Annotated in this window: 13 protein-coding genes and 1 pseudogene; 6 read left to right on the top strand and 8 right to left on the bottom strand. The window is 59.3% G+C overall.

Features of this window, described 5'->3' with window-relative positions:
- From EN781_RS15190 to EN781_RS15180, 3 genes and pseudogenes are all read left to right on the top strand, one after another.
- Positions 1–792: sugar phosphate isomerase/epimerase (locus tag EN781_RS15190; RefSeq protein WP_145965512.1), on the top strand; the 792-nt coding region annotated here is incomplete at its 5' end.
- 46 nt (positions 793–838) lie between these two features.
- Positions 839–1,045 (top strand): annotated as a pseudogene (locus EN781_RS15185) (amino acid ABC transporter permease); the annotation flags it as partial.
- Positions 1,046–1,746: 701 nt separating this feature from the next.
- Positions 1,747–1,989: a hypothetical protein gene (locus EN781_RS15180; protein WP_127400106.1), complete on the top strand. Its 243-nt coding sequence runs from the start codon at positions 1,747–1,749 to the stop codon at positions 1,987–1,989.
- Between the two features lie 12 nt (positions 1,990–2,001).
- Here EN781_RS15180 and EN781_RS15175 read toward each other — a convergent pair whose 3' ends face one another.
- The 5 genes from EN781_RS15175 to EN781_RS15160 form a co-directional block, all read right to left on the bottom strand.
- Entirely contained in the window at positions 2,002–2,253 is a 252-nt protein-coding gene (locus EN781_RS15175; protein WP_127400105.1) for a hypothetical protein, read from the bottom strand.
- A 79-nt stretch (positions 2,254–2,332) separates the two neighbouring features.
- Complete coding sequence (locus EN781_RS34375) at positions 2,333–2,491, bottom strand: hypothetical protein (protein WP_189340449.1); 159 nt, start codon at positions 2,489–2,491, stop codon at positions 2,333–2,335.
- Positions 2,492–2,814: 323 nt separating this feature from the next.
- Positions 2,815–3,102: a hypothetical protein gene (locus EN781_RS15170; RefSeq protein WP_127400104.1), complete on the bottom strand. Its 288-nt coding sequence runs from the start codon at positions 3,100–3,102 to the stop codon at positions 2,815–2,817.
- 334 nt (positions 3,103–3,436) lie between these two features.
- Complete coding sequence (locus EN781_RS15165) at positions 3,437–3,619, bottom strand: hypothetical protein (protein WP_127400103.1); 183 nt, start codon at positions 3,617–3,619, stop codon at positions 3,437–3,439.
- Positions 3,620–4,493: 874 nt separating this feature from the next.
- Positions 4,494–4,961: a YidB family protein gene (locus EN781_RS15160; RefSeq protein WP_127400102.1), complete on the bottom strand. Its 468-nt coding sequence runs from the start codon at positions 4,959–4,961 to the stop codon at positions 4,494–4,496.
- Between the two features lie 1,053 nt (positions 4,962–6,014).
- Between EN781_RS15160 and EN781_RS15150 the strand changes: the two genes are divergently transcribed.
- Positions 6,015–6,323 carry a helix-turn-helix transcriptional regulator gene (locus EN781_RS15150; RefSeq protein WP_281033505.1) on the top strand — a complete coding sequence of 103 codons (309 nt, stop codon included), beginning with the start codon at positions 6,015–6,017 and terminating at the stop codon, positions 6,321–6,323.
- Positions 6,324–6,350: 27 nt separating this feature from the next.
- Positions 6,351–6,539, top strand: coding sequence for a DUF3606 domain-containing protein (locus EN781_RS15145; protein ID WP_127400101.1), 189 nt, complete (start codon positions 6,351–6,353; stop codon positions 6,537–6,539).
- Positions 6,540–7,339: 800 nt separating this feature from the next.
- On the opposite strand, the gene EN781_RS34370 is transcribed toward EN781_RS15145, so the two are convergent.
- Complete coding sequence (locus tag EN781_RS34370; protein ID WP_189347590.1) at positions 7,340–7,720, bottom strand: hypothetical protein; 381 nt, start codon at positions 7,718–7,720, stop codon at positions 7,340–7,342.
- Positions 7,721–8,161: 441 nt separating this feature from the next.
- Here EN781_RS34370 and EN781_RS15130 point away from each other — a divergent pair, with 441 nt between their 5' ends.
- On the top strand, positions 8,162–8,470 hold the full coding sequence (locus tag EN781_RS15130; protein ID WP_127400100.1) for a hypothetical protein: 309 nt from the start codon (positions 8,162–8,164) through the stop codon (positions 8,468–8,470).
- A 258-nt stretch (positions 8,471–8,728) separates the two neighbouring features.
- Here EN781_RS15130 and EN781_RS34365 read toward each other — a convergent pair whose 3' ends face one another.
- Both EN781_RS34365 and EN781_RS15125 read right to left on the bottom strand, forming a co-directional pair.
- The gene (locus tag EN781_RS34365) at positions 8,729–8,896 is read right to left on the bottom strand and encodes a hypothetical protein (protein ID WP_189347588.1); all 168 of its coding nucleotides are present in this window, start codon (positions 8,894–8,896) and stop codon (positions 8,729–8,731) included.
- Positions 8,897–9,251: 355 nt separating this feature from the next.
- Positions 9,252–10,181 (bottom strand): DUF2493 domain-containing protein, encoded by a 930-nt coding sequence (locus EN781_RS15125; protein ID WP_127400099.1) that lies wholly within the window; start codon positions 10,179–10,181, stop codon positions 9,252–9,254.
- Positions 10,182–10,256 lie beyond the last annotated feature (75 nt).

Here is a 10,256-nt window from a genome sequence, read left to right as displayed (position 1 = left end):
CAACTGGGCGTAGCGCATTTTTCATCGATCGCGCTGCCGCCCAAGGACTTCGCGTTGATAGCTGCTCGGGCGGGTTTTGCCTCGATAGGGCTTCGCCTGCACCCCGCCTTTCCCGGAGCCCCCTTTTACGAGTTGCCGGTGGGCAGCCACAGTGCCCAGGAGTTCAAGACAGTTGCCGATGGCGAAGGCATCAAGGTGTTCGATATCGAGTTCTTCGTGATCGACGAGAGCTTCCTTGCGGCCTCCCACGAGGCGACCGTGGCAGCCGCTGCGAACATAGGGGCGCGCCGGCTGAGTGTTTGCGGCGATGATCGAGACGGCGGCCGTCTTGCCACAAACCTGTCTGAGTTTTGCGCCCTCGCGGCGCGATATGCCATGTCAGTCGACATCGAAAACATGGGCTGGCGGACGGTAAGGACCTTTCGCGACAGCCTAGCGATCTTGAATGCCTGTGGAGCAGAGAACGCCGGTGCCCTTGTTGACGGGATTCACTTCTTCCGAAACGGCGCCTCGATCGACGAGCTTCGCGCAAATTCAGGGAAGGTAAAGCACATCCAGCTTTGCGACGTCCGCGGGCCTGCGCCCAAAACATCGGACGCAATGATCGCCGAGGCGAGAAGCGGCAGGCTCGCTCCTGGAGAAGGCGAACTGCCATTGAAGGACCTCTGTGCGGCAACTGAACACGGCGCTGCTATCTCGGTCGAAGTGCCACTCGTCGGGCCGGTGGACCCGAAAGCACATTTAAAACATCTGCATGCCGGCGCACTGGGAATTTTGAAACCAGATCACTGATCTGGCGCCGACGCGGCCTAGGCCGGTCAGGAGGAGGAAGTCTTACATGTATACGTTTGATTTCGGTGCGGTCCTCGACCGCGCCCCGGAATTGCTATGGGGTTCGCTTGGAACGGTTGGCCTTGCGTTAGCTGGGATGCTCCTCGCACTCGTCATCGGGCTCCTGGGCGTCGTTGCAAGGAGTTCCAAGAGCGGGATCACGCGGGCTGCCGTGATCATGTTCGTCGAGGTTGTGCGCAATACGCCGATGGTGGCCATGATAATTCTCCTTGATCCTATCTGTCTCGAGCTCGCACCATTGCGACTCGATGGTGGTCGAAAGGTCGAAGGCGATCGCTGGCGCACCGGAGGGCCGAAGCGCAGCGGAGGACGGCGCTGGAGCGACTTTGTTGCTCGCGAGGAATGACGGCGCAGCCGGCAGGGGAAGAAAGTCGTGACGCACCGTTGCGCAACAAGCGATTGAGGCGAAGCCGTTCTTCGGACCAGAAACACCAATCGAGAGACCGCATCGGTGTTGGCCAAGACACCTAGGTCCCAGGAGAAAAGGTGACCTGCGCCGATCTGACCCCGGCAACAGAGGCTGCACGCAAACGGTAGTCGCTTCGCAACTGATCCGCGCGTCTGCATTGACTAATGTGCGCATAGCGTGGTGGCTCCGGTACCCGGCTCTTCGGCGTTGCACATAGAGGTCTCCCGAGTTCGCAGGCTACGACGATGCCTGCGGTGCAAAATTCGATCGCTGTTTCCGCATCCACGTGCCGGCTTGTCGGCAAGGGATGAGGGCGTCGGTCATCGTTGTCGTGTCTCTACGCCCAAGAAAGCTCCGGCAGGCTTTGGCCCTGCACTGTCCTAACCACCGGCGACGCGTCCGGCACGCTCCTGCAGTCCTGTGCGCTCCCCACTTAGGAACCGACATTCGATGCCGCCGTTCTCCTGAGCGATCTGGAGGTGCGAATGTTCAATCCGTGGTTCGATCTTTATTTGTCGGCGCTGGAAGCTCACCAGGTAATTTGGCTTCGAACGCTGCGGATTGCCCGGGGAGGCAGATTGGCAGAGAGGGAAGCGAAGCAAATGATCACTGAGAAAGTGGAGGCGGCCACGCTCGCCGGTACGCTCTTCGCTACCGGATCGGTGGGCAAGGTCGCAGCCGTCTATCGGAGGAAAATTAGAGCCAACAAAAAACGGCTCTCCATCTAATTTCTAGATGACCTAGTGGGACTCCTGCGAAACCGGAAACGACTGAGACACGCTGATGGTAGCAGAATAGACCAGCCGCCCGGCTTCCTCATAGACGGAGACGGTCATGGATTCATCCAAATCGCTTGAGGCCAGTTCGTCGACTGCTATGTCTTGAAGAGCCTTTAGCGCCTCTCGTCGCATTTCGCTCAGGCCATCGAGATCGACCCAGGCATCGCCTAGAGAGTGCCCATTTCTCACAACCTCGAAGAGGTATTTCGACATTCGGCCACTGTGAGACAAAGCAAATGTGGCGGCATTCAAATTTGAGGGCCGGCTATGAGCACGGCGTCCAGCCCTCCGCCTAGCCGGCGGTCAATGCTTTGTGGGGCCTGACGCCGTGGGCGAGAATGCTGATTTCGGCTTCGGTCAAGGTGATCTGATAGCGCTGTGTGGAATTCTTCGAGTAGATGTCGTCAGCAATAATCGAGACGGTCACATCGCCATTTTCGTCGATCTGCACATCCTCGATCTGCAGCGGCGCTGAGTATATGCACTTCGGTGATCCTGGCCTTCGCGCAGGCTGAGCAGACAGTCGCAATGTGAAAAATCCCTTGCTGTAACAGCAATGCGTCTGACGCAAAATTGATGCCAGCAATTCGGTCCCGAGATGAGACACTGAAACGTTGGGCTACTCCCACGTTCGTCCTTATGGATACGTGCCTGCTATTTCGGCGAGAGCGTATTGTTTCGCCAGCCGGCGCCGTGTTCGCCCCCGACACCCAGCGTCGGTTAGGCCCGGCGTTTGCTGGCCTACCCACGCTAGCCTGCCGGGCCGCTCCCGTTTCATGGACTCCAGCCTTTGCGCTTGTCCGGTGAGGACGCGTGGTTGGTGAATTGCAGGTTCTGGTCATCTCGGCCGGCGCGGCGGCACTCGTGGCAAAAGATCACCTTTGCCAGATCCCAATGAAGGCACGGTTGGTCAGGGCCGAGACGCTCCACAAGCGCGGCGACATCGAGCACGACATGGCGCCTGCAGGTGAGGAAGTCGACCGACATGCCTGTCCCGGCCTCCAGCTTCTTGCCTAGCGTATCTTCAACAAAGGGGAATTTCATTGTCATGGCGATCTTCAAGAATGAGGTCGCCGCACCTAATAGGATTATATTCCTGATCGCCGATCGCTTGCCAAGGGCTTACGCGATCACGCCATGTCCAAAAGAGGTATCTTAGTCGAGATATGCGGCGGTCCTAATGGGCCGCCAGGCCGGCCTTCCAGGCATTGCTCCCCAACGAACGGGCGCCGGCCACCTTTAGCCCGTCGTTAGGTGTGGGGGCACACCAGCGACGGGCTATCGGGCGCCTATTCAGCCTTCGTTCACAATATTAGCGCAAGCTAACGTAAGGTCATCCTGGTACAGCGTACATGCAAGCCCTAGCACCGACCCCCTCAACGCTGGGGCTTCCTTTTCAATGCTGGGTCTTGCCGCTTGATTGATCCGCCTGCGCTATAAACTTGTTAAAGGCGCGCGCCTCATCGACGGTCTCAAACTGCCGAGACATTGTCGTGCCGTCCGGCTTTAGAACCACTGCGAGGAATGGAAGCCCGAACACGGGCGGGTGATAGACGGCATAGATCGTGCTGCGCTTCATCGCGGCGTTTTACAGGGATTTCTGGCCCGGAACTAGATGCGCGTCGGTGTTCGGGTCGGCGGTCTTGGAGTCTTCAACTCTCCTGAAAGGGGTGGGGTGCCAAGTTAATCGGCGCCGGGGCTTTTGCGTACAATCCATTCGACCACGTTGGGGTCGACGTAGTCATCGCCTGTCACAATCCGAACGAGCTTCGTTGCGCGCGGTCGCCACTGGTCCTCAGGAACCTTATCCTCATCCACCCAGCGGTTGAACGCTTCGCGCATTACGTCGAATTCGAAGTATGAGGCGTTGTTGTTGGTCGGCTGCTTCGGGATGGGTTCACAACGGCTTACCGTCCGAAATGTTCCAGCAGGAAATTTGGCCCGTCATTCCTAGGGCCCACTTGGTTTGTCAGGAACGGCTAAGCTACGAACGGCTGCCAGTGTAGCTCGAATGGGCTTCGGCGTGATCTCGGGCAGACTGCCTCAGCTAGTGGTTTGTCCGGTCTTCACGCAGGACGTTGTAGAGAAGCAGGGCCGCCAACAAAGACGCCTAGGCGCCCAACACGTCACCGCCGGTCAGCGCTGAGCAATATACGAAAGCGAATGCCAACTCGGCCATGGTTTCCACCGGCGGGTGTTGTACAGGATTCCGGGGGAGAACCTTTAGAGAGCGCTAAAGTTCCTGGTTGGGATTGGCAGCCGGATATGACATTTGCGCCGGCACGTAGCCCGGCCTGCTTCTACTATGGACACAGGATAGCAGGCCGGGCCACACTCCACCAACGGACCCGGAGTTTCAGAATATTGAAACTCAGGTAACGGTCCCACAACCTATCCTTTCGGTGAGTGCGATTAAGCTCGCTCCAGTGGTGATGGCCGAAGCGGTCTCCGCCCTACCGCTCGGGAGTGCGTGGCGGCACCTGATCGAGGAGTGTGATCTCCTCGGTCTCTATGCTCGGGTTTGCAGCCGGCAATTCGCCCTCTGGCGTCAGCTTGTCGACCGCTTCAGGCAAATCTTTGGTGATCCTGGCAATCAGCTCATCGCGTGACAGACCAGTCTGCATCGAAAGAGAAGTGAGGGTGTCCTCGTCGATTGCGTTCTCCACGTCCTTTGGTTCGATCGGCTGATTGGGTCCACTGCTAACCCACGAATCTACCTTCGACCCCGCTCCAGCATTTCTGAAGCGGTCGAGGATGTCCCCAAGCGCCGTCCCGGACACGCCCTTGGATAACTGATCCAAGAGCCCTCCCTGCGGGTTGTTTGGATCGCGATTTCCTCGGATCAAGTCTCCGATCTTCTCGCGATTTTGATAGGCTAGAATGCCAAGCACTGCGACAGCCAGTCTTCCCAGATTTGCCATGGTTTCCTCCCTTGGATCACAGGAGAAGGTTTCGTGATCGCAAAGGTTCCGCCCGTCCATGTGATGCTGCTGCGCTAGCCCGTCTCTTCCGTGAAATCCGGCGGCGAGGCATGCCGCAAGTCGTCCTCGCCGCGCAGATGCTTGATGCGGCCGATCAGCCCCGGCTTCACCCATTGCGTCGCCGGCCGCTTCATACCCTTCTGCGGGCCTCCTTGAGCCTCCTGGACGCGCTGCCCCACGATGCGCGAGTTTGAGAAAGGCCCACCGAATTCCGGGTCCGGGCAATCTCAGACGCATGCGACAAGCACTGGAGGCAGCCGGTGTGGCAAAAAAGGCCCGCCGGCCGAGGCCAACGGGAGGTCTACTGGAATAGCCAGAGCGTGGTCTGGCACGCTGCAAACGGCCCACCCGCGTTGTGTTTCAACTTGCTAAATTGACTTAGGACCCTGCCAACGGGTGCTCCAGCGGGGGCGGCCACCCGGGCGGGTTTTGCCGGCAGGCGGGTTTTTCTCATCGGCTGACGGTTCGTCTCAGCGGAGATGAGCTTGTCTTGACAGCAGGCACCCTCATTTCTCGTGCCCTCTCCAGGTCCAACTGACTGGCATACTCAGCCTCGAAGGCCTCCGAGTGCCTTCGATACTCGCTCCGCAGATGGAAGTATGGCAGCGCAAATCCGAAAAGGATGATGACGCCGATTGCCCCCGTCATGTGGTCGATAACAGCAAGCCGGTGGAAGAGCGCCATCGCGCCTGCGGTCACAACCGCCCCGTTCATTCCTGCACGGAAAGGGTCAAATTTGGGCGGCGGCGCAAGCGAATCGGCCCGTCGCTTCGCCTAGGTAAACGGCTGCCACGAGCTTGCGACCAAGTCTCGATTGCTAAGCGCAAGTGGCAATGGGGAGGGCCGTTTGGATCCGATAACGAAAAAGGCCCGCTCCGATGCAACATCGAATCTGATTCAATATCGCATGGCCGTTTCAGTTCCGTTAGCAAACCCTGAAATGCTCCGGAACCTTCCGTTCAGTCCGCTATTGGTCAACAGGAGGTCCGTGAAGTGCGAAAACTGACAGCAGAGCAGTCGCGAGCAGCAAGAACGCTATTGAAGTGGTCGCGCGTGCGGCTTGGCGCCAAGTGCAATCTTAGCGAAACGACGATCAGCGATTTTGAGAACGGGCTAAGGAAACCGCATCCCCGCAAAGTTGCCGCTATGCTGCTGGCTTTCGAAGGGTCGGGAATTGTCTTTTCCGCCGAAGGGAGCCCATCACTATCGCGCTCTGAGGGTCAGACTGGTGGTCGCCACACCGGCAACAGATCGTGGCGCCGTCGGCAGACACAGGGCGCGGGAAGAAACTCCTCGACGTAAGGAGATTCTGGCGGAAGGAGTCCCCAAATGGCAAAGGACAAAAGCAGAGCCGACTTCCGCGCCGCAGGCCAAATCTCGCTTGACGACGACTATGAGGTGAATTTATTCGCCCTGCAGAACAACATCACACCGGCTCAAGTTCGAGAACTCATCCGCAAGCACGGCAATGATCGCGCGACCCTGACCAAGGCTGCCAAGGCATTGCCAGGACGATGACGAGAAATTCCCAGACGTGAGACCACCAATGAGGCGAGCCGCCTTGCCCTGATCACCGGGCCGACCACCAGACCTTGTCTACATCGGCCCCGGATCATGCCTAGCTTGACGCGACAAGCGCCTCAAACCCTGCCGTAGGCGAGCATCCGACAGTGTATGTCGACGTGGCGCGATACCTGCAGGAAACGCAAAGCCCGCCGTCTCGGGGAGAGAACGACGGGCTTTTGCTTGGGGAGCGGCGGGGGGACTGGCCGCTCGCGATAGAAATCCGCCAGACCTGAAACTGTCCCCTGATGACTGAGACGCTATCCACCGCCGACAGACCTGCTGATTTTTCTTCGCGCCAGCCCTGCAGTGTGAGATAATTCCGACCAGGGTTTTAGGGCGGCAACGATGTCATTGTCGCGCAACAGTGGTGTGTACGAACCCGCTGATCTGGACTTGCTCCCAGCGGGTCTTTGACCGACTGTGCAAAGAACGCCGGCTAGCCCTCAAGGACAGGGACCAGAGGGAATATCTTGCCTCTCAAATCTTCGAAGTTTTCGACAACGGATCTACCGACGAGACCGAGTTGTGGCGATCGCTTTCAAAACTTCGTACCTCCAAGGAGGCACGAGAGAGCCCGTCGCCTGGAGGACATGGCGACGGGCTCTCTGGCCACCCAGAAGCGGGAGATGACCGCTCCAGATAGAACCGCGACCGGGAAGGTCTGTTCCATGTCCGGACACAAATATTAGCATCCGCTTGACGAGGCAGCCGACGGCCCCAGACTCCATAATGTGGAACGGATCCAGCGCCAATCAGAGCACACGGTGAACGGATACTGCCTCACCATCAGGCTCAGGATCCCCGATGACGCTCGTCCGGATACGCCCATTTTTTGCGATGATTGCGGAAAGTACCTTGGCACCTGGGATGAGATCCAAACCGACTTTGAGAAGCAGGGCGGCCAGGACGGGGTGTTTCGACTCGACAAAGGCCGCATCCAGCGGATCCGCTAGTGCCGGCCGGCAACCCTCTAGTGTCGACCTTTCAGGAAGCAGCGAATTCCAATCAGTTCCAATTAACTCGACCAGTCGCTTCGCCTCTTCCTGCCCGATGCCAGTCTCCCTCATCAGTCGCTCCGCCAACAGCTTTAGATGGGCGATGCGCTCATCTTCATTGTGGATTGCCGAGCACATAACGGTTCCTCCAATGACAGGAACCGCTGAAGTTGGCTTTTGTTTCGAGTGGGTCGCGACTCTGGGCTCATCCGATTTGCGGATAGAGGAACCCGACACCCACCGTTTTTTGCCAAATAGCAGAAGATGGAAGGGCCGATAACGTCGCCAGCCGGTAGCCTTGCCGGCTAGGCCCGGCGGTCAACAAGCGCTTATCCCCGACCATCGGGTTGCTGTTTGCCAAGCCCGGCTCGCTGGTCGAGGTGACACAGGACTTGCGAGCCGGGCTAGCCGCCGACATCTTCCAATCCGGGGAGGAGTGGTTTCAACAGTCGGCGAGGAGCAAAACGTATCCGATCAGGCCTCATCATGCGATGTGGACTGAGGTCCGAATGAGCCTCCTGCAATGGTCTATTTTAGCAACTGCTTGACTATGCCGCCCTGCGCCCCAGAGTCTCCTTCATGGCGAAGGGCAGCATCAAAGTCGGCGACGAGGTCGCGATCACCGCGACCGTGCGCAAGCGCGTGACTGAGGATCGGGTCGCCGTGTTGATCCCTTCCTACCACCAGCCGCATTCCATCGTTGACCGGTCGCCAAACGTGAGCAGCGGGCAGAAGGTCGAGTTGGTGGGCGACGTCACGCATGTCTACGAGGACAGAGTGACGGTGAACCTTGGCGTTCCAGTAACGGTCAGGCTCAACACGGTGCGGCTTGTCACCAGCTACGTGGCGCCGAAACGGAAGACGCCGCTGGTCGATAAGGCGACGTAACAAAAAGCCCGCCGGCCGAAGCCAGCGGGCAAGAGGTGGTCACGACCCTAGAGCCCGCGAGGGTCGAGCCGCAAATATGCTCGCACGGCAGGCAGGTATTCCGCGCTAACAAATGTTAGGCGATAGCCCCGCGCCTTCGCCGGGCACCCTCAAAGCGGCGCGAACGACGCCACGCAAAGATACAGGCTGACGATACTGCCGGCACGGGTGTTCGAGAGGCAGCCGCGCCACGCGGGCCGTCGGCAAAGTCGCGACGATTCATGAGGCGTGGGGGTCTATCTCACCGACGATCTCGGAGGGGTCGCCGTCGTATTCGTCTGCCGGTGAGACAGCGAGCGTGCCGTCGCCAGCGCGAAAGATGACGATGCTGACCATGAGGCTGGTGGCGAGGCTGAAGGCGAAGGCGTTGGCTTCCATGAGGGACATCTTTCCGGCTCCTGCTTTGGAAGCGGGGAGCGATCCCCGCGCGACAGGCGCCCGATGTGTCCGGCCGAGGGCCGCAATCACCGTGAAGGCAAGCCGGAACGGCGGCACGCTTGGCGTAGTCCGACCCTTTATGGGTTGATGGCATCAGGCCTTCGGACCGGATCAAGGAATTGCGTCGACAAACGCGGGGATCGGTTCCCTGTTCTCCATTCCAGGACGAGAAGGGATGAGAACCTCATGGTTCGCCGCCTTGCTTTCATCGACGCCACATCGGCAGAAACGGTCGTCGGATCAATGCGCCGGCAGCGACGGAAATCGGGGCGAATGACTTGCGGCGAGTGAAAAGGTGGCCTCTTCACGTGGCGCCGAATTTCATCACCGGAATGCCGAGCCTGCGGGCCTTGTCGGCAAGGTTGTCCTGAACGCCGGAGCCGGGGAAATGAATGACGCCAATCGGCAGAATGTCGAGCATGGCGTCGTTGCGCTTGAAGGGCGCGGCCTTGGCATGCCTGATCCAGTCCGGCTTGAAGGCGATCTGTGGCACCTTGCGACTGTGAGCCCATTTGGCCGCGATCAACTCGGCACCTTTTGGTGATCCGCCATGCAGCAGGACCATATCCGGATGCTTGCCATGGACCTGGTCGAGCTTGGCCCAGATCAGCCGATGGTCGTTGAAATCGAGCCCGCCGGTGAAAGCGACTTTCGGTCCGGGTGGCAACAGCACCTGGCTGTCCGCATGCTTTCTCGCGGCAACGAAGTCCCTGCTGTCGATCATTGCCGCGGTCAGGTGGCGATGGTTGACGACAGAACCGGAACGCGGGCGCCAGATCGAATGGGTGTTACGCTCGTAGTGCTCGGCGGCCTGGTCGCGCATCAATTCGAAAGCGCTGCGGCGTTCGAGCAGGGTCTGACCTTGGGCGATGAGGCGCTCGAGCTCGACCGACTTGACCTCGGATCCGTCCTGTTCGCGCTGCAGCCGCAGCTGGCTAAGCTCGTTTTCATCGAGCTCCCCCTCGATCCGCCTGGTCGCGCGATGGAACAGGTTAACCGTTCCCCACAGGAGTTCCTCGAGATCGGGTTCAAGGCGTGTGTCGGCCATTGCCACCACGAGAGCGTCGAAGATATCGGCGATGCTGGCTGCGACCACCTTGCCTTCGGGAAGCGGGCGCGGGTCGGGTTCGTCGTCAAAGGGACGGAAACCGTAAAGCTGAAGCTCCTGAAGGACATGATCGGTTGGTGATGATGCGGATTGCGGCTCGAAGCCGGTGTCGTGCTCGGTGTTCATGGCGGCTTGCCTTCGCGGGATCGGCCGCGCCCATCGCGGCCTTCATGGCGACGAAGGCGATGGACGGTCCGGACC

Origin of the sequence: Mesorhizobium sp. M4A.F.Ca.ET.090.04.2.1, assembly GCF_003999085.1 — a bacterium.
Lineage (GTDB): Bacteria > Pseudomonadota > Alphaproteobacteria > Rhizobiales > Rhizobiaceae > Mesorhizobium.
Note: the sequence above shows the minus strand (reverse complement) of the source record. Positions and strands in the feature narration are given on the sequence as shown.

Coding starts and splice junctions, on each gene's coding strand:
- EN781_RS15180 (WP_127400106.1), top strand. CDS start 1,747: ATGTTCAATCCGTGGTTCGATCTTTATTTGTCGGCGCTGGAAGCTCAC.
- EN781_RS15175 (WP_127400105.1), bottom strand. CDS start 2,253: ATGTCGAAATACCTCTTCGAGGTTGTGAGAAATGGGCACTCTCTAGGC.
- EN781_RS15165 (WP_127400103.1), bottom strand. CDS start 3,619: ATGAAGCGCAGCACGATCTATGCCGTCTATCACCCGCCCGTGTTCGGG.
- EN781_RS15160 (WP_127400102.1), bottom strand. CDS start 4,961: ATGGCAAATCTGGGAAGACTGGCTGTCGCAGTGCTTGGCATTCTAGCC.
- EN781_RS15145 (WP_127400101.1), top strand. CDS start 6,351: ATGGCAAAGGACAAAAGCAGAGCCGACTTCCGCGCCGCAGGCCAAATC.
- EN781_RS34370 (WP_189347590.1), bottom strand. CDS start 7,720: ATGTGCTCGGCAATCCACAATGAAGATGAGCGCATCGCCCATCTAAAG.
- EN781_RS15130 (WP_127400100.1), top strand. CDS start 8,162: ATGGCGAAGGGCAGCATCAAAGTCGGCGACGAGGTCGCGATCACCGCG.
- EN781_RS34365 (WP_189347588.1), bottom strand. CDS start 8,896: ATGTCCCTCATGGAAGCCAACGCCTTCGCCTTCAGCCTCGCCACCAGC.
- EN781_RS15125 (WP_127400099.1), bottom strand. CDS start 10,181: ATGAACACCGAGCACGACACCGGCTTCGAGCCGCAATCCGCATCATCA.